Origin of the sequence: Ramlibacter sp., from assembly GCF_035548915.1 — a bacterium.
In the GTDB taxonomy this organism is placed as follows: Bacteria; Pseudomonadota; Gammaproteobacteria; order Burkholderiales; family Burkholderiaceae_C; genus Ramlibacter.
In genome coordinates this window covers 36,737-57,850 of sequence record NZ_DASZSE010000052.1, presented here as the reverse complement: position 1 = coordinate 57,850, position 21,114 = coordinate 36,737, and the positions used below count along the sequence as shown (strand labels likewise).

Sequence of the window (21,114 nt, the reverse complement as noted above, 5' to 3'; positions counted from 1 at the left end):
GGGCCGCGAGACCGTTCGGCGACAGGAATCCGGTAGGGCTGCGCGATGAGCGCGGCCCGACGGACGCCGTAGCGCGCGCCGCGGCCCGGCCGCACGCGGCGTTGCCGCGAGGTGGGGGAGAGGTGACTCCGGCAAGTCAACGATTTCCACGAGGAAAGCACAAGGCGCTGGATTCCCGCTTTCGCGGGAATGACGGAATGAATTGGGGGCCAACCCGGGATCACCCCATCACATGGGCGCCGAGGGCGCGGTGTGATCTTCTCATTTATGCGCGAAACCTGGCCCTTGCGGTGTGGTGTCCGCACCATAGCGATTCGTGCTGCCGGCATTCGAATTCGCCGCTCCCGTGATCGGGGCCATCCTGCTGTTCATGCTGTAGAACGCAGGAACGCGCCCCCGTGCGGGCATTCGGTTTTTCCTGAGGCAATCGCTCTTTTTTTCTGCTTTTTCCTTTGGGCCGGTCCGTCTAGTCTCATGCTTCGCATTCCAGCGAACCTCAGGAGAATCAGGATGAAACTGGCAACCGCAGTATTGGCCGCCGTGCTCGCGACCGGCCTGGTGACGGCAACGGACGCCGAAGCCCGGCGGCTCGGAGGTGCGCGCTCCAGCGGGATGCAGCGCCAGCAGGCGCCCCAGCCCGCGCATCCAACCAACGCGCAGCCGGGAACGCCCGCTCAAGCGGCGCCCGCGACCGCCGGAGCCGCGGCTGCCACACCCGCCGCCGCGGCGCCCAAGCGCAGCTGGGCCGGCCCGCTCGCGGGTCTGGCGGCGGGCCTCGGACTCGCGGCGCTCGCGTCCGCATTCGGCTTCGGTCCCGGCCTCGCCAACTTCATGCTGATCGCCCTCCTGGTCATGGTGGGCCTCGCCGTGTTCGGACTGCTCATGAGAAAGCGCGCGGCAGCAGCCGTCGGCCCACTCGCGGCCGCGGGCCGCATGTCTGCCGATACGAGCTCCGAACTCGGCGACCGGCCCGCGCAGACGCGCATCGGCTCGGCGCTGCCGGGCGCAACCGCGAAGGCCGCCGTCCCCGCGGACTTCGACGCCGCCGCTTTCGCGCGCTCCGCGAAGACGCAGTTCATGGCATTGCAATCAGCCAACGACGCCGGCGACCTCGAGCGCCTGCGCGACTACCTCACACCCGAGATGCACGAAGTGGTGGCACAGGACCTGCGCGAGCGCGGCGGCGCCACGCAGCACACGGAGGTCTTCGGCCTGGAGGCCACGGTCGTCGAGGTCGTCGAAGACGCCGACCGCTATGTCGTGAGCGTGCGCTTTACCGGCAGCGCGCGCGACCAGCCGGGCGCGGAGCCCGAAGACCTCGACGAGACCTGGCACCTCACGAAGCCGCGCACGGGCTTCGGCGGCTGGGTGGTGGCGGGCATTCAGCAGACCGAGGTCCACTGACCGCGCACGTCACGACGCGAGCGGGACTTCCAGCAGCTTCTGCACCACGGGGTGCTGGATGCGCCGCTCCGCGGAGATGAGGTAGTAGGTCTCCCGCAATTGCGGCACCTCACCCAGCAGCACCAGCTCGCGCCCGGCCAGCAGTTCCTCGCGCGACAGGACCGATGCGGGGAAAGCGCCCATGCCGCTGCGGCCGAACGCCGCGAGCAGCGCGCTGTCTTCGAACTCGCCCACGATGCGCGGCCTGAGTCCCTGCTGCTCCAGCCATTGATCGATGTGCGGCCGCACCGCCGCGTGGCTCGTCGGCAGCAGCAGCGGAAGATCGCCGAGGCTGCGGGGAAACTTCGCTCTGCGCTTCGCGAGCGCCGCCGGTGCGAACCATGCGAGCGGCGCTTCGCCGATGCGATGGCTGTACAGGCGCAGATTCGGATTCGCGGGCGCGGGGCGGTCGGACAGCACGGCATCGAGCCGGTGCAGCGCAAGATCGGCGAGCAGCCGCTCGAATTCATCCTCGTGGCACAGCAGCCGCGCATTGGCTGCCTGCACCGCAGGCTGCAGCATGTGCCTTGCCACCAGCTTCGGCAGCCCGTCGGAGATGCCGGCGCGCAGGCGCAGGGACTGGCCCAGCGCGGCGTCCCGCACCACCGAAGGCAGTTCCTCCCCCAGCTGAAAGATCCTGTCGGCCGATGCGAGCGCGGCAAGGCCCGCCTCGGTGAGCGCCAGTCCCCGGCCCGCGGGCTTGAGAAGGGCGTAGCCGAGCGACTGCTCGAGCGCATGCACCTGCGCGCTCACGGTCTGGACAGCCATCCCCAGCCGATCCGCGCCGCGCGCGATGCCGCCCTCCTTGGCAACGACCCAGAAGTAATAGAGATGGTGATAGTTCAGCGGAGCCGGCATGCGGCGAGTGTGCCCCACTGCAACCCAGCGGCGTGCGATTCGCGTGAGTGCGGCCGCGCCATGGCCACGCTGCTATCGATCGCGCGGGAGATTGCGCCGCGCGAGCCAGCCTTCGCGCCACCCGACCGCGGCCAGCGCGCGTGCGGCCGCGGCGGGTTCGTCGAACACCGGGATGCCGCAGGCGAGCGCGCGCGCGCGATAGCGGCGGCGCGCCTCTTCCGCTTCGACCTCGCCGTCGGAGCGCAGCACGAGCACGAAGTGCACGTCGCCCGGATGACGTTCGCGCGCGCCGCGGGCGGCTTCCATCAGATTGCCGAGAAGATCGTTCTTCTGGTAGCCGAGCACCACGGTGATGTTCACGTGCATGATCACCGCCTCGGACGCACCGGCGGCGAGGACTTCGTCCAGGATGCGGCCGGCGATCGACCCTTGCGCCGCGCGCAGCGCATTCGCGGGCACGTCGATCGGATTGCTCACGATCGCGCCGGGCGGCAGCCCGAGCGCGGCGAGCCGCGCGATCAGCGCATCGTCGAAGCGCGCGACGTCCAGGCCGTGGCGCACGCAGTCGTCCGTCGCAAGCACGCTCGTGCCGCCGCCGTTGCCGAACAGCACGACGCGTTTCGTGGGCGCGCCCTGCCGCGCGCGCAGCATCTGGAACGCGAGCAGCGCGTCGACGAACTCGTCGAGGCTCTCGACCAGGCACGCGCCCGTCTGGCGGCATAGCGCCTCCCACAGGCGGAAGTCCGATGCGAGCGCGCCCGTGTGCGACGCCGCCGCGGCCTGCCCCTGCGCGGTACGCCCGCCCTTCAGGACGACCACCGGCTTCGCGCCGCGCGCGCCGCGCAGGATGTCGAAGAGCGCGGGCGCCTCGCCCGCGTTTTCGAGGTAGAGGCCGATCACGCGCGTATGCGGATCGTCCTGGAGGTACCTGAGCAGTTCGGCCACGCGAACGTCGGCGCAGTTGCCCACGCTCACCACGCCGCTGAAGCGAACGCCCTTGCCCTGGCCGCGGCGCACGATGTCCGCGGCGAGCCCGCCGCTTTGCGACAGGACGCCGACGCTGCCGGGCTCGCGCAACGCACGGTCGACGAACGTGAGGCCGCATCGCGGCGCATGCGTGCCGAGCGAATTCGGCCCGATCACGCGCACCCCCGCCGAACGCGCGGCCTCCACCAGTTCGCGCTCCAGGGCGCGCCCTTCTTCCGTTTCACCGAAGCCGCTCGAGATCACCTGCGCGACGCGCGCGCGGCCGCGGGCGCTTGCGATCGCGGCGGGAACGCGCGCCGCGCCGATCGCGACGTAGAGATAGTCCACCGGCAGCGGCAGATCGGCGGGCGACCGATAGGCCTTCAACCCCGCGATGCTCTCCGCGTTCGGGTGGATCGGATGGATCGGGCCTTCGAAACCGCAGGTGCGCAGATGCGCGATGAAGTTGTTCGCGGGGCCGTCGCCGTCGGGCGACGCGCCGATCACGCCGATGCTGCGCGCATCGAAGAGGGCATCGAACGCGCTGTCGCTCATGCGTCGACCCGTAGCAGCACGCGCGCGTCGACGGCGGTGGCACGAGCCGCATCCACGATCACGGGATTGAGATCGAGTTCCGCAATCGCGCCTTCGGCTCGCAGCATCAAACCATCGGCGCCGCCCACGGCCATGAGCGCGTCGACGATCGCGTCGCGCGACGCGACGGCGCCGCCCCTCGCGCCTTCGAGCACGCGCGCGCCGCGCAACTCGCCGATCATCTCCAGCGCGTCGATCCGCTCGATCGGGCACAGCCGGAAGCTCACGTCCGCGAACACCTCCACGAAGATTCCGCCCAGCCCGAGCATCGCGACTGGGCCGAAGTTCGCGTCCCAGCGTCCACCGATGACGAGTTCGTGGCCCGAGGACGCCATCTCTTCGAGCAGGAACGCATCGACCGAATGCGCCGCCATGCGCCGATCGGTGCGCATGTCTCGCATCGCATCGCGCACGGCGGAGGCGCAGTCGAGCCGCAGGCGCACGCCGCCCGCGTCGCTCTTGTGCAGCAGCGTCGGTGCCATCGCCTTCAGCACGAGCGGCGCGCGCAGCTCGCTCATGGCCGCATCGACATCGGCATCCTCGCGGAGGATCGTCGAGCGCGGCACGCGCACGCCGAACGCCGCGACCAGCCGTTTCGCCTGCGCCTCGTCGAGTGACTTGCGATGAGCCGCGCGCGCTTCGCGAATGATCTCGAGCATCGCCTCAGTAGCTCGTGGGCCAGTTCGCCAGGCGGTGTTCCGACACGGTCTTGCCGCGCCGATGCAGCGCGAGCATTTCCTTCAGCCAGCGGCGCGTGTCGCGCGGATCGAGCACCGCGTGGGCCTCGTAGAGCGCGGCCAGCGCCCAGGCCGACGTGTCGCGCGCCACGTCGCTTCGAAGCGCCTCGAAGCGTTCCGGCTCCTCGGACTGCTTCACGCCGTGCAGCACGTTCACCGCGAGCGACGGGTCCATGAAGCCGAGGTCGGCCATCGGCCAGCAGGCGAGCGCATCCGAATAGCGGCCGCCACCCATGTTGAGGTAGGCCTGCCCGTAGCTCTTGCGCATGACGATGGAGAGCTTGGGCACCGTCACCTGCGCGAGCGCGTTCATCCAGTTCATGATGCGCCCCGGCGCGCCGCGCTTCTCGCCTTCCACGCCGATCAGAAAGCCCGGCTGGTCCACGAGGAAGACGAGCGGGATGTTGAAGGAGTCGCACAGCACGAGGAAGGAAGTCGCCTTGTGCATCGAATCCACGTCGATCGCACCGCCCTTGAACTTCGGGTTGTTCGCGACGACGCCGACGCTGTGGCCGTCCATGCGAACGAACGCCGTGACGAGCGACTTGCCAAAGCGCGGCTTCAGCTCGAAGAGGCTGTCGCGGTCGGCGATGCGGCCGATGACGGTGCGCACGTCGTACACGGAAGAGCGCGACTCGGGAAAGACGTCGAGGATCGACTGCGAAGCCTCGTCGCTGCCCGCGGGAACCGTTGCCACCGGGGGCGTCTCCGCCGCGGACGAGGGCAGGTACGACAGCACGCGGCGCACCGTGTCGAGCGCTTCCTCGTCGGTGTCCACCGCCACGTCCACGAGGCCCGTCGTGCCGGTGTGCAGTTCCCAGCCGCCGAGTTCCTCGGGGTCCACTTCCTGGCCGATCGCCATCGATGTCACGCGGCTGCTCGCGACCGCCATCGTCGCGCCCTTGCGCATCACGACGAAGTCGGACATGCAGCCGTACCACGTGGACGACCCGTAGCAGCTGCCGAGCAGCGCCGACACCCAGGGCGAGCTGCGCAGCCTGCGGAATTCCAGCGGGTCCTGTCCGAGAATCGCGCGGCCCGGCGCACCCATCCGGTCGGGCATGCGCGCACCGGAGGATTCACCCAGGAGCACGAGCGGCATGCCTCGCCGGTCGACGGTCTCGCGCACGTGGCGGATCTTCTTGCCGTTCACGACGCTGCTGGAGGCGCCGAGCACGGTGAAGTCGTTCGAGACCACGCCCACGGGCCGGCCTTCGATGCGGCCGAAGCCCGCGACCTTGCCGTCGGCGGGCGAGCGGTCGCGGACTTCGGGCAGGATGCCGCGCGCGAACATCCCCCATTCGACGAAGCTGCCCGCGTCCAGCAGCCGGTCGAGCCGCTCGCGCGCATCGAGCACGCCTTCCGCCCGGCGGCGCGCGAGCTTGTCCTCGCCGCCCATCGCGAGCGCGGCGCGGGTGTGGTCGGCCAGTTCGCCGAGTTCCTTCTCGAAAGGCATCGTGCAGTCCCGCGTCGATCAGTTGCGCCCCGCCGTGAGCCGGCGCTCGAGGAAGATCGCGCCCACCACGACGAAGGTGTTGAAGAAAAGATAGATGCCCGCCACCACGATCCAGGTTTCGATCGGGGCGAGCGTGTTGGTCATGACGACGTGCCCGCGCATCGTGAGCTCGGCGACGCCGATCACCGACAGCAGCGAAGACGCCTTGAAGAGCCGCGCGAACTGTCCCGCGAGCGGCGAGATCACGACGGCGAGCGCCTGCGGCAGCTGGATGCGCCGGAAGATGTCGACGCTGCCCATGCCGAGCGAGCGCGCGGCATCCACGTGCCCGGCAGGCACGCCTTCGAACGCACCGCGCAGGATCTCGAGCACGTATGCGCCGTAGTAGAGACCGAGCGCGATGATGCCCGCGGCATACGGCGGAATCGGCAGGCCGAGCGCCGTGGAGCCGTAGAAGAGCGCGAGGATCTGCACGAGCAGCGGCGTGCCGCGAAAGAGATCGACGTACGTGACGACCGCCGCGCGCGCTGCCTTCGACCGCGCCTGCGACATCGCCACGCCGAGCGTACCCACCGCGAGCGCGAGCGCCATCGCGACGATGCCGATGCCGAGGCTCACCATCACGGCCGCGAGGAGCTGGTCGAGCGCCTTGAAGACCGGCGCGAAGTTCAGTTCAAGCATGCGCGAACCTCTGGCGGTAGCGCGTCATCCGGTATTCCAGGCCCCGGCTCAGTGCGGCCAGCGAGGCCGTAAGGACCAGGTAGAAGAGCGCGAGCACGAGGAACATGATGCCGAAGCCGCGGTAGCTCTGCGCGACGATCTGCGAGACGACCTGCGTCGCCTCGGGCACGACGACGATGGAGCCGATCGCGCTCCACTTCACGATGTCGATGGCCTCGCCCATGAGGCTCGGAAGGGCGAGCGGCAGCGCCTGCGGATACACGATGCGCGCCTGCGTGACGAGGCTGCCCATGCCGAGCGCGCGGCTGCTCTCGCTTTGCGCGCGCGGCACCGCCTGCACCGCGGCGCGCAGTATCTCGCCGACGTAGGCGCCCGAGTTGATCGCGAGCGCGAGCGCTGCCGCCGTGATGGGCGTGAGCGTGATGCCGAGCGAGGGCAGGCCGTAGTAGAGGATGTACATCTGCACGAGCAGCGGCGTGCCGCGGATGAGCTCGATCCAGGCGCGGCTCGCGATCGAGACCGCGCGCACGCGCGACGAACGCAGCACCGCGAGCAGCCCACCCACGACCGCGGCAAAGACGATCGACAGCGCTGAGAGCTTCAGCGTGGTCGTGGCGCCCGCGAGCAGCACGTCCGCGTTGTCGGTCACCTGGCGCAGATCGAACAGCGCCTGCCAGTCGATGGTCACGTCCGCCTCCCTGCCGAGCGCTTACTCGACGCTCTTCCAGGTCGCGTAGTCGGGCAGCGGCATCTCGTGATCGAACCACTTGATCTGCAGCGCCTTGGTGGTGCCCTTTTCCCGCAGGATCTTGAGCGCGCGGTTCACTTCGTCGCCGATGCAGCCGGGGCCGCCGAAATCTTCCTTGCGAAAGACCCACGCGGCGTAAAGCGGCGTATCCGCGAGACCCGCGTTCACGAACTTGCCCGGATGCTTCTTCATGTAGGCCACGACCGGCGCGACGTTCAGAAGGACCGCGTCGATGCGGCGGTTGCCGAGATCGAGCAGCTCGTCGACGTTGTGCTGGTAGGCCTTCACGTCGATGTCCTTGCCCGAGGCCTTCGCCTTGTCCTTCAGCTTGAGCGCGGTCGCTTCGCCCGCCGAGCCGATCTCCACGCCCACGGTCTTGCCCACGAGATCGGCCGGGCCCTTCACGCCGGTGTCGGCACGGGTCAGGATGACGATCGAGTTGTCGCCCTCGGGGTAGACGAAGCCGAACGTCTTCTTGCGCGCTTCGGTGACGGCGATCGCCTCGGGCACGAAGTCGCTCTTGCCCGCCTGCAGCGCGGGCAGGACGCCCGCCCAGGCAACCGTCGTGTAGTTCGTCTTCGGGATGTTCAGTATCTTGTTCACTTCCACGAGCATGTCGTAGTCCATGCCCTGCAGGTTGCCCTTCTCGTCGGCGAACCAGTAGGGTTCGAACTGCGGCACCTGGGTCACGATTTCCCAGCCGCCCTTGGCGCGGACCTTCTCCACGGTATTGCACTGGCCCGCCGCGAACGCTGCCGGCGCGGCGAGCGCGAAGGCAGCCAGCAGGCCGCCGAGCCGCGCGGTTTTCCCGATCACGATGCCCATCGTTTCTCCTTCAAGGTGATTGCTGCGCGTCATCGGCCGGTCATGCGCCGGCATCTCCGAGCCGGTGCAGCACACGGCTCAGGAACTGGTTGGTGCGCGGATCGGCAGGGCGCCGGAACACAACGTCCGGCGGGCCCGCTTCCACGATCTGGCCCTTGTCCATGAACACGACGCGGTCGCACACCTGCCGCGCGAAGTCCATCTCGTGCGTGACGACGATCATGGTCATGCCGCCGCCGGCGAGCTGCTGCATGAGCTGCAGCACCTCGCCCACGAGCTCGGGGTCGAGCGCGGAGGTGACTTCGTCGAAGAGCATGATCTTCGGGTCCATCGCGAGCGCGCGCGCGATTGCCACACGCTGCTGCTGGCCGCCGGAGAGGCGCAGCGGATATTCGCCTTCCTTGTCGGAGAGGCCGACCTTGCGCAGCAGTTCGCGTGCCGTCGCGACCGCTTCGGCCTTGGCGCGGCCGCGCACGCGCATCGGCGCTTCGATCAGGTTCTGCAGCACCGTCATGTGCGGCCACAGATTGAAATGCTGGAACACCATGCCCATCTCGGCGCGCAATGCGTTCAGCCGCGAGGCCTTCATCGGCACGCGCCGGCCGCCGCGCTCTTCATGGCCCAGCAATTGCCCGTCGATGCGGATCGAGCCGCCGTCGGGCGACTCCAGGTAGTTGATGCAGCGAAGCATCGTGCTCTTGCCCGAGCCGCTCGGCCCGATCACCGAAATCGCCTCGCCCTTCTTCACCGTGAGGTCGATGCCCTTCAGCACCTCGACTTCGCCGAAGCGCTTGCGCAGGCCCTCGATGCGCACCATTTCGGCGGCGTCCGTCGCCGCGCCATCCGCGGCCCGCACGGGCTGCGCCGATGGACCGCCCGATGAGGCAATTTCCACTACGTTGTCGGCAAAAGTCACGTAGAAATCTCCTTGCGCGCCCGCGCTCGCCTCTGCAGTCATCGGCGAGCACCCGATAAATATCCTCGATTATGTCGGCACTTCTGTCAACCGATATTTCCTTCCGAGTTCCCTAGGGATACTACCCATGCCTCTCTGAAACTGAAGGGCTTGCGATTTCGCGAAGTGTCGACTATTCTCGCGATTTATGAGCCGGGAGCGTTCATGGTCCTGATCGGCGTCGACGTCGGGGGCACCTTCACCGACATCGTCTGTTTCGACCGGCGCACGCGCCGCTATCGCGTCGAGAAGGTCCCCTCGTTTCCGGGTGAGCAGTGGAAGGGCATCGTCGCCGCGCTCGACAGCCTGGGCGTGGCGGGCGGCGACGTGCGGCGCGTCGCGCACGGCACCACCATCGCCACCAACGCGCTGCTCGAACTGAAGGGTTCGCGCACCGCGCTCGTCACCACGGCGGGCTTTCGCGACGTGCTGGAGATCGGCCGCACGCGCCGCCTCCTGGGCGGCCTCTTCGACATGTTCTTCCGGCGCACGCCGCCGCTCGTGCCGCGCGAGCGCCGGCTCGAGCTCGACGAACGCATGACGGCGCAGGGCGAAGCGCTCAGGCCCGTGGATGCGCCGGCGGTGCGAGAACTCGGCGAGCGCATCCGCGCGCTCGACGTGCAGGCGGTGGCGATCTGCTTCGTGAATGCGCACCGAAACCCCGCGCACGAGGAAGCCGTGCGCGACCTGCTCGCGCGCGAACTGCCGGGCCTGCCCGTCGTCGCCTCCAGCGAGATCGTGCGCGAACGCGGCGAATACGAACGCACGTCGACCTGCGTGCTCAACGCCTACCTCATGCCCACCATGCAGCGCTACCTCGGCGCGCTAGAGACCGCGCTGCGCGAGCGGCGGGTCGCGGTGCCGCTCGGCATCATGGGCTCCAACGGCGGCACGATGAGCTTCGAGCAGGCCTCGCGCTACGTCGTCGGCACCTTCCTGTCGGGACCCGTGGGCGGCGTGATCGCCGCGATGGCGCTCGGGCGCAGGATCGGCGTGGACGACTTCATCACCTTCGACATGGGCGGCACGAGCACCGACGTCGCGCTCGTGCACGGCGGGCTGCCGCGCCTCTCGCACGACAACCAGGTCTATGCGTATCCTTTGCGCGTGCCGCAGGTGGACATCCACACCATCGGCGCGGGCGGCGGCAGCATCGTGCACGCGCGCACGGACGGCACGATGGACGTCGGCCCCGAAAGCGCGGGCGCTTTCCCCGGCCCCGCGTGCTATGGGCGCGGCGGCACCCGGCCCACGATTTCGGATGCGAACGTGCTGCTCGGGCGGCTGCCGACCGAACACGCGATCGCAAGCGAGCTGCGCCTGTCCACGCGCGCGGCGCACGATGCCTTCGAGGATTTGCGGCCCCAGCTCACGGGCGCGGGCGCCGAGGCCGAGGCGGCGATGCTCGCGTCGGCCGCGATCGATCTGGCGGTCTCCAAGATGGCCGCCGCGGTGCGCGAGATCTCGGTGCACCGGGGCTTCGACCCGCGCGAGTTCGCGCTCGTGCCGTACGGCGGCGCGGGGCCGCTGCACGCGTTCCTCGTCGCGATGGAGCTGGGCATGCGGCGCGTGATCGTGCCGCCTTTTCCGGGCCACGTGTCGGCGCTCGGCCAGATGTGCGCCGACTTCCGGCGCGACTTCAGCTCGCCCTGGCTCGGCAGGATCGGCGCCGGGACGATCGATCCGCTGCGCGCGGTCGCAGCCGGTCTCTCCGAACGCGCGCACGCGTACCTTGCCGGAGAAGGCATCGCGTCGAGCGACCGCACGCTCGCCTTCACGCTGGACATGCGCTATGCGGGCCAGTCGTTCACGCTGGCGATCCCCTGGGACGAGCGCGCGGACGACGCGGGCTCGCTCGCCGAACGCTTCCACCAGCGCCATCGCGAAACTTTCGGCTACGCGAGCGAAGCCAGCGGCGTCGAAGTCACCGCGGTGCGCCTCACCGCCAGCGGCGATACGGAGAAGCCGCCGCTCGACTTCGACGAAACCTATTCGCATCTCGCCGAGACGACGACCGCGCCGGCAGCCGCCACGCGCCGCGTCTTCGACGGACGCGAGTGGCGCACGTCGCGCGTGATCGACCGCGCGAGCTGCCGCACCGGCGACACGATCGAAGGTCCCGCCGTGATCGAGGACTTCGGCGCGACGAGCTTCATGCCGGCGGGCTGGCGCGCGGTGGTTCACGAATCCAAGGCCCTGCTCGCGCAATGGCACGGCGAGGCCGCATCCTCCACGAAAGAAACGACATGACGCAAAGCCTGCCGCTCGTCCGCGGCTTCATCGAAGGCCGCTGGCCCGACGACGGAACCCCGTTCGACGTGATCGCGCCCTACAGCGGCCAACCGGTGGCTCGCGCGCTCGAGTCGCCGCCCGCGCTCGTGCACGAGGCGGTGGCCGCGGCCGCGCGCGCGAAGCCCGCGGTGCGCGGCATGCCCCCTTACGAGCGCGCCGCGCTGCTGCGGCGCGTGCAGGCCGCCACGATCGAACGCCTGGAGGAGATCGCCACCGCCATCACGCGCGAAACCGGCAAGGTCCTGCGCGACACGCGCGAGGAAGTGCGCCGCGCGAGCGAAACGCTCGGCCTGTGCGCCGAGGAGGCGATCCGCATCCAGGGCGAACACGTGCCGCTCGACGGCAGCGCGGTCGGCGCGGGGCGGCTCGCGATGCTGCTGCGCTTTCCCGTGGGCGTCGTGGGCGCGATCGTGCCTTTCAACGCGCCCTTCAATCTCGCATGCCACAAGCTCGGGCCGTCTTTCGCCGCTGGCAACGCGACCGTGATGAAGTCGGCTCCCGAGGCGCCCACGTGCGCCAAGCTGCTCGTGGAGATGTTCGCCGAGGCGGGCGCGCCCGCCGGTTCGGTCAACCTCGTGCACGGCCGCACGGCGACGGGCGAGGCGCTCGTGAACGACCCCGGCGTCGACTTCATCACGTTCACCGGCAGCACGCGCGCGGGCGCCGCGGTGAAGCAGGCGGCGGGCATGCGCGGCGTGCTGCTGGAACTGGGCGGGCTGGGTCCGAACATCGTGCATGCCGACGCCGACGTCGACAAGGCCGCCGCCATGACCGCGCTGCACGGCACGCGGCTTGCGGGACAGAGCTGCATCTCGGTGCAGAACCTCTTCGTGCATCGCGCCGTGCTGGAGCGCTTCCTCGACGTGCACGTGGCCGCCGTGCGCAAGATGACGCTCGGCGACCCGCTGGACGCGGCCACCGAGGTCGGGCCGGTCATCAACGAGGCGTCCGCGATCCGGATCGAATCGTGGCTGCAGGAAGCCGAGCGCGCGGGCGCGCGCATCCTGTGCGGCGGCAAGCGCCGCGGCGCCTTCATCGAGCCCACGGTGGTGACGGATACGCGCGAAGACATGAAGGTCGTCTGCCAGGAGATCTTCGGGCCGGTGATCGTCGTGCGGCCGTACGGCGATCTCGACGAGCCGATCCGCTGGATCAACGCGAGCGGCTTCGGCCTGAACTGCGGCGTGTTCACCGCGTCGCTCGCGACGGCTTTCCGCGCGATCCGCGAGATCGAATGCGGCGGCGTGATCGTGAACGGCACGTCGACGTTCCGCCCGGACCAGGTGCCCTACGGCGGCATCAAGAACAGCGGCATCGGGCGCGAAGGGCCACGCTTCTCGATCCAGGAGATGACGACCCAGCGGCTCGTCGTATTCCCGCAATAGTCGAGCACCGGGCACACACACGCTTTCGGACAGGGGACGGCATGGCAGAGGAGAACATGGCGGATCTGAAGGACCACTCGCTGAGCGTCGTGATCCAGCACGAGATCGAGCAGCTGCTTCTGAGCGGCGAGCTCGGCGCGGGCTCGCGCATCAACGAAAAGCAACTGGCCGAGAAACTCGGCGTGAGCCGCGCGCCGGTGCGCGAAGCCACGCGCGCGCTGCAGCAAGTCGGGCTCGTGGACATCATCCGCAACCGCGGCGTCTTCGTGCGCAACGTGAACCTGAAGGACGTGGTCGCGATCTTCGACATCCGCGTCGCGCTCGCGCGTCTCGCGGCGGCCGAAGCCGCCCGGCGCATGACGCCCACGGCCGTGCGCACGCTCGCCGACCTGATCGAGCGCATGCACACCGCGGGCTCGGCGGACGAGTATCTGCCGCTGAACCTCGAATTCCACCGGCAGATCTTCCTCATGAGCGACAACGCGCGGCTCGCCCAGCTCGACTCGTCGCTCGGCAAGGAGCTGCGCCTTTATCGCCTGCGCGGCCTGCGCTCGGCCGGGAGCATGCAGACCTCCAACGAGGAGCACCGCGCGATCTTCGCGGCGCTCGCCGACCGCAATCCCGAACTCGCGGGACGGCTTTTCGAGCAGCACGTGCTCGCGGGCCGCGACCGTTTCCTCGCCACCGTGGACCAGCAGGCGCCGCCCGGGCCGCGCAAGCGCGGGCGTCCGCGCAAGCAGCCCGCCTGATGCACGGCCCGATCAAAGATTCGAAGGAGCTCTCACCGATGGACAACGCGAATGACCTGAACCGCTTCCTCGTCGTGAACCAGAACATCGACCCCGTGCTCGCCACCGGCCGCGGCGCGGAGGTGTTCGACGAGGAAGGCAGGAGCTACATCGACCTCGAAGGCGGCCCCGGCGTCGCGAGCGTCGGCCATTGCCATCCGAAGGTCGTGGGCGCGATCAAGGCGCAGGCCGACCGGCTGCTGCAGGTGCCCGGGCGCTACCACAGCCGCGTCACGCTCACGCTGGCGCAGCGGCTCTCGTCGCTCACGAATGGGCGACTCACGCGTACCTTCTTCGCCAACAGCGGCGCGGAATCCAACGAAGGCGCGATCAAGGCGAGCCTGAAGCACGCCTTCAATACCCGCAAGCAAGGCTACGGGATCATCGCGTTCGACCACGGCTTCCACGGGCGCCTGTGCCTCACCTCCGCGCTCACGGGCATTTCGAAGCAGAAGCGCGGCATGGGCACGTTCGGCACGTTTCCCGGCATCGCGCACGTCCACGCGCCCTACTGCTATCGCTGCCCCTTCGGCGCGAAGCCCGACAGCTGCGGGGCGAAGTGCGCCGACGCGGTGGCCGACGCGATCAAGACGCGCGTGCCCGGCGAGGCCGCGGTGATGATCGCCGAGCCCATCCTCGGCGTGGGCGGCGTGATCACGCCGCCCGACATCTACTGGAAGAAGGTCGCGGACATCCTGCACTCGTACAAGGTGACATTGATCCACGACGAGGTGTTCGTGGGCTTCGGGCGCACGGGCAAGTGGTTCGCGCACGAGTGGTACGGCACGAAGCCCGACATCGTGACCTTCGCGAAGACGATCGGCGGCGGCGTGCCGCTCGGCGGCTTCATGGCCACGGAAGAACTCGGCACGGCGTTCGAGCCGCCGGATCACTTCACGACCTACGGCGCGAAGAACCAGATCGGCATCGCCGCCGCGCATGCGGTGCTCGACGTGATCGAAGGCGAGAAGCTCCTCGCTCGCGCGGCGAGCGCGGGCGAGCGCTTCATGAAAAACCTGGCAGAGATTCAGGAGAAGCGCCCGATCCTTGGCGACGTGCGCGGCAAGGGCCTCATGATCGGGCTGGAGATCGTCGATCCCGCGACGCAGGCGCCCGCGGCCGAAGCGGCCAAGAAGATCGAAAAGAGCCTGGTGGGGCGCGGCGTTCTGATCTCCACCACGGGCGTGAACGCGAACATCCTGCGCGTGACGCCCCCGCTCGTGATCGACGATGCGCAGATCGACCGCTCGTGCGAGGCGATCGACGCGGCGCTGGCCGAGGCGTCGTCATGAGCGCGGTGCCGCTTGCGGCCGCGACGAACGATGCGCGCGCCTCGGGCCACGCCATCGAGCGGGTGGAGGTCTTCGTCGTCAACCCCGACTGGCGCAAGAACCTCGTCTTCGTGCGCGTGGAATCGGCCGATGGCGCGGCGGGCTGGGGCGAGGCCTACACGCAGTACGACCGCGACCGCGCGATCGTGGAGCAGCTGACCGAGCTCGGGCGCTACGTGAAGGGCCGAAGCATCTTCGGCATCAAGAACTTCTGCCAGATCGCCTTCGACGACTATGCGCAGCGGCGCGGCTCGCTCGAGTTCTACGCCGCGCTGAGCGCCATCGAGCAGGCGATGTGGGACGCCTGCGGCCGCACGCTCGGGCAGCCCGTCTACAACCTGCTCGGCGGTGCGGTGCGCGAGCGCTTCCGCGCCTACGCGAACGGCTGGGCCTATGGCCTCGTGCAGCCGAAGGACCATGCGGCCGCCGCGGCGGCGGTGGTCGAGCAAGGCTTCGATGCGATCAAGATGGACCCGCTGCCCAAACCCTGGCGCACGTTCATCGGCCGCGAGCAGATGGACATCGCGGTCGCGGTGCTCGCGCAAGTGCGCGCGGCCGTGGGCGACCGCGTCGACATCCTCATCGACAACCACCGGCGTCTCGCACCGGTGCAGGCCGCCGAGCTCGCCCGGCGCTACGAGGAATTCGGCATCTACTGGTTCGAGGAGCCGTGCCAGGCGCACAACCTCGATGCCATGGCTGAAATCCGCGGACGCATCGCAACGCCTGTGGTGACGGGCGAGGAGCTCTACACGAAGTCGGCTTTCCGCGAGGTGTTCGCGCGGCGCGCGGCGGACATCATCAATCCGGACGTGTCCAACGTCGGCGGCATCCTCGAGCTGAGGGAGATCGCGGCGATGGCCGAGCCGCACCTTGTGGGCGTCTCGCCGCACAACTACAACTCGACTTCGCTCGCGCTCGCCGCCACCGTGCAGGCCTCCGCGGGGATGCCGAACTTCCTGCTCACCGAATACTTCGTGCCGCTCGAGGCCATTTCGCATCGCATCGCGCCCGATGCGCTGAGGCCGGTGAACGGCTACATCGAGCTGCCGACGCAACCCGGTCTCGGCATCACCGTGGATGAGGCGTTCATGCGTTCGCAAGAGTATCGGCGTCCGGCGTCGCGCAGCTTCGGCGCGTTTCATTCGGTGCTCTGAAGTGGAACGCCACCCTCGCACCACGGCCCGCTTCGGAGAGTTCGAGCTGATCCGCGAATCGATGGTCGCGGTCGTGAACGAGATGCGCGCCAACGTGATCCACGCGTCGTTCTCGTCCATCATCTACGAAGGCCACGACTTTTCCTGCGCCCTGCTCACGCGCGAAGGCAAGCTGCTTGCGCAGTCGCTCGACGACAACCCCATCCACATCTTCGCCGTGCCGCATTCGGCCGCGGAGATCCTGAAGCGTTACGCGGGCGACCTGCGCGAGGGCGACGCGTTCCTGCACAACGACCCGTACACCGGCGGCACGCACCTGAACGACATCCTGCTGCTGAAGCCCATCTTCGTCGAAGGCGCCCTGCTCGCCTTCGCCGCCGTGCGCAGCCACTGGGGCGACGTGGGCGGCATGACGCCCGGCAGCATCTCGGGACGCTCCACCGAGATCTACCAGGAGGGCGTGCGCATTCCGCCCACGCGCATCGCCAGCGGCGGCCAGGTGCACGCCGAACTGATGGAGCTGCTCTTTGCCAACATGCGCGGCACGCCCGAGCGCCGCGGCGACTTCCAGACCATGATGGGCGCGGCGGCCAAAGCCTCCGAGCACGTGCGCCGCCTCGCGGACCGGTTCGGCGCACGGACGCTGCAGGACGCGACCGACACGCTCATCGCCAACGCGGATGCGGTGATGCGCCAGCGCATCCGCGAATGCCCGAACGGCGTGTACTGCACTGAAGGCTACGTCGAAAGCAACGGCCACACCGACGTTCCGCTCGTGGCGCGGCTGCGCATGACGGTGCACGACGACTGGATCGACGTGGACTTCTGGGACGCGTCGCCGCAGACCGCGGGCCCGACCAACGTCGGCCCCGCGATGGCGATCAATTCGGCGGGCACGATCCTGAAGGCCTTCCTCGATCCGGACACGCCGATCAACCACGGCTCCTTCCAGCCGATCCGCGTGCACGCACCGGAAGGCACCTTCATCAACGCGCGTCCGCCCGTGGCGTGCGCCGGCTCGGTGGAGGTGAAGACGCTGCTCGACTCGCTCATCGCCGGCGCGCTCGGGCAGGCCGTGCGGCAGAAGATGGTCGGCGACCTCAAAGGCACCGGCAATCACGTCTCCATCGCGGGCGATGCATCCGCGAGCGGAGGTCGTTCCTTCTACCTCTTCTACGAATATCCCGCGGGGGGCACGGCCGCCACGCGCCAGGGCGACGGCAGCCACTGCACGCGCACCTACACCGAGGGCGACTTCAATTCCATCGGCTCGGCCGAGGTCATCGAAAGCGAGATGCCCCTCGTCGTGGAGCAGATCGCGATCCGGTGCGATTCGCACGGACACGGGCGCTTTCGCGGCGGCTGCGGCATGCGGCGCGACATCCGCGTGCTCGAGCCGGGCGCGCTGCTTTCCGTGCTGTCCGATCGCAACACGATCCCGCCCTACGGCGTCGCCGGCGCGAGCGCGGGGCAAGGCAACCGCTTCGTCGTGCTGCGCGAAGGCGAGCTCGTGGCCACTTCGCCCATTCCCGGCAAGATCGCCGCTTTCGCGCTGCAACCGGACGACATCCTGCGCATGGAGACGGCAGGCGGCGGCGGCTGGGGCGATCCGGCCGAGCGCGAACTCGCTGCGGTCGCGAGCGACGTCGCGCTCGGCTTCACGAGCATCGACATGGCCCGCGAACGCTACGGCGTGGTGCTGAGCGACTCCGGCGCGGTGGACGAACGCGAGAGCGCGAAGCGCCGGCAGGAGATCGGCCAGGCGCGCGTGATGGTCGCCGTCACGGCGGGCGGCGAAGATGTGTACGACGGCCCCCGGCGCGTCTTCGAAGTGCCGCCTTCGGTCGCTCGGCGCCTGGACGCGGGCGACGGCACGCTCTGCGAAATCGCGAACCCGGGCGGCCCGAGCCTGCGCGGCTGGCTGCGCGTCGCGCCGCATGCGGCCGAGGGCGCACTTTCGCTCGGCCCGTTCGCGCGCGAAGTGCTGCGCTGCGAACCCGCAAGCCGCTTCGAGCTGAGGCGCATCGCGGCGATGGCATGAGCACCATCGCGCAATTGCTCGTGCGGCGGTGGCACGGCCTGCCCGCATCGGACATTCCAGAGCGCATCCTCGCTCACGCGGCGCTGTGCATGGAAGACACGGTGGGTGTCGCGCTCTGCGCGCTCGCGCAAGGCGCGGGCACACCCGGCGTGAAGGTTGCGCGGCAAGCTGGCGCGGGGCCTGTGACAGTCTGGGGCGCCGGCTTCGGCGCGCCAGTGGACGACGCCGCGTTCGCCAACGGCATGCTCTCGCACGCGATGGACTTCGACGACCTGCACGCGGCGGCGGTCATGCATTCGAGCGCGCCCATCGTGTGCACCACGCTCGCGCTGGCGCAGCTCACGCGAGCGGTGCCGCGCGAGATGCTCGCCGCGGCCGTCGTCGGCTACGAGGTCGCGGCGCGGCTCGGGCGCCTCGCGCCGGGCGCGTTCCAGCGCCACGGCTTTCAATCGACCGCGGTGCTCGGCACGTTCGCGACGACGGCCATCGCGGCGCGGCTCTTCGGGCTCGACGAAGCGCAGGCACTGCATGCCTTGGGCATCGCGGGCAGCATGGCCTCCGGGCTCATGGAGTGTCTGGCCGACGGCAGCGACGTGAAGCAGATGCATCCGGGCTGGTCGGCGGTGGCCGGCATCCGCGCCGCGCGTCTCGCACGCGCCGGCATGACCGGCCCCGCGAGCGTGTTCGAGGGCCGGGACGGCGTCTTCCGCTCGTTCGCGCGCACCGAAGTCGATGCCTCGCGGGTCGATGCGGCCATCGGCTCGCCGTGGGAAGTGGAGTTGATGGGTCCGAAGCCCTACCCCGCGTGCCTGTGCCTGCATCCGCAGGTGCAGGCGATGCTCGCGCTGCGCGCACGAGGCGTCGTGAGCGCCGAGCGCATCGACGACATCGAGGAAATCGCTTGCGACGTGCCCGAGCTCTATGCCCGGCTCGTTCACGAGCCGCGCGAAGAGAAGCTCGCGGTGCGCACGCCTTACGCGGCCCGCTTTTCCGCGCCGTACTGCATGGCGCGCGCACTCATCGATGGTCGACTCGATGCCGCGGCGTTCGGCGAAGCCGCCCGGTCCGATCCGCGTGCCCGTGCCATCGCCGGCCGCGTCACGCATCGCGTGGCCGATCTGCCCGAATACCCCGCATCTTTTCCGGCGCGCGTGCGCGTGCGCCTGCGCGGCGGCGAGACGCACGAAGCCTACGTCGCGCACAACCTCGGCAGCCCCGGCAATCCGATGGACGCCGCGCAGATCGGCGCGAAGTTCATCGCATGCACCGCGCCCGCCGTGGGCGAGGCCGCGGCCGAGCGGCTGCAGCAGGCGCTGCGGGCCCTGCCGACCGCGCGCAGCACCCACGTTCTCGAGGCCGCGCTCGCGGCCGCCACCGTCGCGGAGGAATCATGGAAGTGAAAGTTTGCGTCCTGCATCCGCGGGACAACGTCGCCACCGCGCTCGCGGACATCGCGCAGGGCGAGACCGTGCAGACGGCCGACGCGCGCGTCGTCGCCGCCGAGCCGATTGCCTTCGGGCACAAGATCGCGCTCGCGCGCATCGGCCGTGGGCAGCAGGTCACGAAGTACGGCGAATCGATCGGCGTGGCTGCCGCGGACATCGCGCCAGGCGGGCTCGTGCACGTGCACAACCTCGAGAGCCTGCGCGGACGCGGCGACCTCGACGCGAGGAAGACGGACAAGGAGAAGAGGCCATGAAGCAGCACACCTTCTTCGGCTATCGCCGCGCCGACGGACGCGTGGGCATCCGCAACCACGTCGCGATCCTCTCCGTCATGGACAACTGCAACGGCATCGTGCGCCATCTCGCGCAGCTCGTGCGCGGCACGCTCCCGCTTCCCGTGTGGTACGGCCGCGGGCAGTTCGGCGCGGACGACGAACTCTTTCGGCGCACACAAGCCGGGCTCGCGAATCATCCGAACATCGCCGCCGTGCTCGTCGTGAGCCTCGAGGCCGTGTCCGCGAGGCGCATGGCCGAAGCCGTCGCCGCCACCGGCAAGCCCGTCGCTTCCATCTGCGTGCAGGACGAAGGCGGCACGGTCGCGTCGATCGCGCGCGGCATGCGCCTGCTCGCACCGATGGTGCAGGACGCTTCGGCGCTGCGTCCGCAGGAGGTGCCGCTTTCGGAACTCGTGCTCGGCGTGGAATGCGGCGGCACCGATACGACCTCGGGCATCGCCTCCAATCCCGCGCTCGGCTGGGCCGCGGACCGCGTGGTCGATGCCGGCGGGGTCGTGTATCTGTCGGAGACGTCGGAATGGATGGGCGCGGAAGACGTGCTCGCCCGGCGCGCACGCACGGCGGCCGTGGCCGAGGAAATTCGCGCCTCCGTGCGCAGGATCGAAGACGATGCGCGCGCGCGGGGCGTGGACATCCGCGGCGCGAACCCCGTGCCCGACAACATCCGCGGCGGCATCAGCAGCATCGAGGAAAAGTCGCTGGGCGCGATCATCAAGGGCGGCACGACGACGATCCAGGACGTGCTGCCCTATGGCCGGAGCGCCGCGGGCAAGGGCCTCTATCTCATGGACACGGCGGCACCGGCGGCCGAGTCGATGACGGGCCTCGCGGCAGGCGGCGCGCAACTCATCGTCTTCACGACGGGGCAGATGAACATCATGGGCTGTCCAGTCGCGCCGACGCTGAAGATCACGGGCAACCCCCGCACCGCGCAACATCTCGCGGACAACGTCGATCTGGACGTGAGCGCGATGCTCACCGGCGAGTCGCTCGAAAGCGCGGGCACGCGGCTTCTGGCGCGCATGCTCGAGACGGCGAGCGGCCGCCTCACGCGCGCCGAAGTCTTCGGCGACGAAGAGATCGCGATCAGCCGGATCCAGCCCACGGTGTAGTTCG

The 21,114-nt window shown here is 69.5% G+C and carries 18 protein-coding genes; 10 read left to right on the top strand and 8 right to left on the bottom strand.

Annotated elements, in window-relative coordinates; genetic code table 11:
* Positions 1 to 510 precede the first annotated feature (510 nt).
* The gene (locus VHA82_RS23660) at positions 511 to 1,404 is read left to right on the top strand and encodes a Tim44-like domain-containing protein (protein WP_325547802.1); all 894 of its coding nucleotides are present in this window, start codon (positions 511 to 513) and stop codon (positions 1,402 to 1,404) included.
* A gap of 9 nt (positions 1,405 to 1,413) precedes the next feature.
* Here VHA82_RS23660 and VHA82_RS23655 read toward each other — a convergent pair whose 3' ends face one another.
* From VHA82_RS23655 to VHA82_RS23620, 8 genes are all read right to left on the bottom strand, one after another.
* Positions 1,414 to 2,301 (bottom strand): LysR substrate-binding domain-containing protein, encoded by an 888-nt coding sequence (locus VHA82_RS23655; protein ID WP_325547799.1) that lies wholly within the window; start codon positions 2,299 to 2,301, stop codon positions 1,414 to 1,416.
* Positions 2,302 to 2,373: 72 nt separating this feature from the next.
* A complete protein-coding gene (locus VHA82_RS23650) occupies positions 2,374 to 3,822 on the bottom strand; it encodes a CoA-binding protein (RefSeq protein WP_325547796.1) in 1,449 nt (482 codons plus the stop codon).
* Complete coding sequence (locus tag VHA82_RS23645) at positions 3,819 to 4,520, bottom strand: acetate--CoA ligase family protein (RefSeq protein ID WP_325547793.1); 702 nt, start codon at positions 4,518 to 4,520, stop codon at positions 3,819 to 3,821. Before VHA82_RS23645 ends, VHA82_RS23650 begins: the two co-directional genes overlap by 4 nt.
* 4 nt (positions 4,521 to 4,524) lie before the next feature.
* Positions 4,525 to 6,054, bottom strand: coding sequence for an acyl-CoA carboxylase subunit beta (locus tag VHA82_RS23640; protein WP_325547790.1), 1,530 nt, complete (start codon positions 6,052 to 6,054; stop codon positions 4,525 to 4,527).
* 18 nt (positions 6,055 to 6,072) lie between these two features.
* The gene (locus VHA82_RS23635) at positions 6,073 to 6,735 is read right to left on the bottom strand and encodes an amino acid ABC transporter permease (protein WP_325547788.1); all 663 of its coding nucleotides are present in this window, start codon (positions 6,733 to 6,735) and stop codon (positions 6,073 to 6,075) included.
* Entirely contained in the window at positions 6,728 to 7,423 is a 696-nt protein-coding gene (locus VHA82_RS23630) for an amino acid ABC transporter permease (RefSeq protein ID WP_325547786.1), read from the bottom strand. Before VHA82_RS23630 ends, VHA82_RS23635 begins: the two co-directional genes overlap by 8 nt.
* A 21-nt stretch (positions 7,424 to 7,444) precedes the next feature.
* Positions 7,445 to 8,308: a transporter substrate-binding domain-containing protein gene (locus VHA82_RS23625; RefSeq protein WP_325547784.1), complete on the bottom strand. Its 864-nt coding sequence runs from the start codon at positions 8,306 to 8,308 to the stop codon at positions 7,445 to 7,447.
* A 40-nt stretch (positions 8,309 to 8,348) separates the two neighbouring features.
* Positions 8,349 to 9,125, bottom strand: a complete 777-nt coding sequence (locus VHA82_RS23620) for an amino acid ABC transporter ATP-binding protein (RefSeq protein ID WP_325547812.1) — start codon at positions 9,123 to 9,125, stop codon at positions 8,349 to 8,351.
* Between the two features lie 303 nt (positions 9,126 to 9,428).
* Here VHA82_RS23620 and VHA82_RS23615 point away from each other — a divergent pair, with 303 nt between their 5' ends.
* From VHA82_RS23615 to VHA82_RS23575, 9 genes are read left to right on the top strand one after another with little or no spacing between them, the layout of a single operon-like run.
* Positions 9,429 to 11,513 carry a hydantoinase/oxoprolinase family protein gene (locus VHA82_RS23615; protein WP_325547781.1) on the top strand — a complete coding sequence of 695 codons (2,085 nt, stop codon included), beginning with the start codon at positions 9,429 to 9,431 and terminating at the stop codon, positions 11,511 to 11,513.
* On the top strand, positions 11,510 to 12,940 hold the full coding sequence (locus VHA82_RS23610; RefSeq protein WP_325547778.1) for an aldehyde dehydrogenase family protein: 1,431 nt from the start codon (positions 11,510 to 11,512) through the stop codon (positions 12,938 to 12,940). The genes VHA82_RS23615 and VHA82_RS23610 overlap by 4 nt, the downstream gene beginning before the upstream one ends.
* A 56-nt stretch (positions 12,941 to 12,996) precedes the next feature.
* Complete coding sequence (locus VHA82_RS23605) at positions 12,997 to 13,689, top strand: FCD domain-containing protein (protein ID WP_325547776.1); 693 nt, start codon at positions 12,997 to 12,999, stop codon at positions 13,687 to 13,689.
* A 38-nt stretch (positions 13,690 to 13,727) separates the two neighbouring features.
* A complete protein-coding gene (locus VHA82_RS23600) occupies positions 13,728 to 15,020 on the top strand; it encodes an aspartate aminotransferase family protein (RefSeq protein WP_325547774.1) in 1,293 nt (430 codons plus the stop codon).
* Positions 15,017 to 16,216, top strand: a complete 1,200-nt coding sequence (locus tag VHA82_RS23595; protein ID WP_325547772.1) for a mandelate racemase/muconate lactonizing enzyme family protein — start codon at positions 15,017 to 15,019, stop codon at positions 16,214 to 16,216. The genes VHA82_RS23600 and VHA82_RS23595 overlap by 4 nt, the downstream gene beginning before the upstream one ends.
* A gap of 1 nt (position 16,217) precedes the next feature.
* Positions 16,218 to 18,257 carry a hydantoinase B/oxoprolinase family protein gene (locus VHA82_RS23590; RefSeq protein WP_325547770.1) on the top strand — a complete coding sequence of 680 codons (2,040 nt, stop codon included), beginning with the start codon at positions 16,218 to 16,220 and terminating at the stop codon, positions 18,255 to 18,257.
* Positions 18,254 to 19,657: an MmgE/PrpD family protein gene (locus VHA82_RS23585; RefSeq protein WP_325547768.1), complete on the top strand. Its 1,404-nt coding sequence runs from the start codon at positions 18,254 to 18,256 to the stop codon at positions 19,655 to 19,657. Before VHA82_RS23590 ends, VHA82_RS23585 begins: the two co-directional genes overlap by 4 nt.
* The gene (locus VHA82_RS23580) at positions 19,648 to 19,956 is read left to right on the top strand and encodes a UxaA family hydrolase (RefSeq protein WP_325547765.1); all 309 of its coding nucleotides are present in this window, start codon (positions 19,648 to 19,650) and stop codon (positions 19,954 to 19,956) included. Before VHA82_RS23585 ends, VHA82_RS23580 begins: the two co-directional genes overlap by 10 nt.
* The gene (locus VHA82_RS23575; RefSeq protein WP_325547763.1) at positions 19,953 to 21,110 is read left to right on the top strand and encodes a UxaA family hydrolase; all 1,158 of its coding nucleotides are present in this window, start codon (positions 19,953 to 19,955) and stop codon (positions 21,108 to 21,110) included. Before VHA82_RS23580 ends, VHA82_RS23575 begins: the two co-directional genes overlap by 4 nt.
* The last annotated feature ends 4 nt before the right edge of the window (positions 21,111 to 21,114 follow it).

Excerpts from the sequence above, each read along its gene's own strand:
- VHA82_RS23660 (WP_325547802.1), top strand. The coding sequence starts at position 511 with ATGAAACTGGCAACCGCAGTATTGGCCGCCGTGCTCGCGACCGGCCTG.
- VHA82_RS23655 (WP_325547799.1), bottom strand. The coding sequence starts at position 2,301 with ATGCCGGCTCCGCTGAACTATCACCATCTCTATTACTTCTGGGTCGTT.
- VHA82_RS23650 (WP_325547796.1), bottom strand. The coding sequence starts at position 3,822 with ATGAGCGACAGCGCGTTCGATGCCCTCTTCGATGCGCGCAGCATCGGC.
- VHA82_RS23645 (WP_325547793.1), bottom strand. The coding sequence starts at position 4,520 with ATGCTCGAGATCATTCGCGAAGCGCGCGCGGCTCATCGCAAGTCACTC.
- VHA82_RS23640 (WP_325547790.1), bottom strand. The coding sequence starts at position 6,054 with ATGCCTTTCGAGAAGGAACTCGGCGAACTGGCCGACCACACCCGCGCC.
- VHA82_RS23635 (WP_325547788.1), bottom strand. The coding sequence starts at position 6,735 with ATGCTTGAACTGAACTTCGCGCCGGTCTTCAAGGCGCTCGACCAGCTC.
- VHA82_RS23625 (WP_325547784.1), bottom strand. The coding sequence starts at position 8,308 with ATGGGCATCGTGATCGGGAAAACCGCGCGGCTCGGCGGCCTGCTGGCT.
- VHA82_RS23620 (WP_325547812.1), bottom strand. The coding sequence starts at position 9,125 with ATGGTGCGCATCGAGGGCCTGCGCAAGCGCTTCGGCGAAGTCGAGGTG.
- VHA82_RS23615 (WP_325547781.1), top strand. The coding sequence starts at position 9,429 with ATGGTCCTGATCGGCGTCGACGTCGGGGGCACCTTCACCGACATCGTC.
- VHA82_RS23610 (WP_325547778.1), top strand. The coding sequence starts at position 11,510 with ATGACGCAAAGCCTGCCGCTCGTCCGCGGCTTCATCGAAGGCCGCTGG.
- VHA82_RS23605 (WP_325547776.1), top strand. The coding sequence starts at position 12,997 with ATGGCGGATCTGAAGGACCACTCGCTGAGCGTCGTGATCCAGCACGAG.
- VHA82_RS23600 (WP_325547774.1), top strand. The coding sequence starts at position 13,728 with ATGGACAACGCGAATGACCTGAACCGCTTCCTCGTCGTGAACCAGAAC.
- VHA82_RS23595 (WP_325547772.1), top strand. The coding sequence starts at position 15,017 with ATGAGCGCGGTGCCGCTTGCGGCCGCGACGAACGATGCGCGCGCCTCG.
- VHA82_RS23585 (WP_325547768.1), top strand. The coding sequence starts at position 18,254 with ATGAGCACCATCGCGCAATTGCTCGTGCGGCGGTGGCACGGCCTGCCC.
- VHA82_RS23580 (WP_325547765.1), top strand. The coding sequence starts at position 19,648 with ATGGAAGTGAAAGTTTGCGTCCTGCATCCGCGGGACAACGTCGCCACC.
- VHA82_RS23575 (WP_325547763.1), top strand. The coding sequence starts at position 19,953 with ATGAAGCAGCACACCTTCTTCGGCTATCGCCGCGCCGACGGACGCGTG.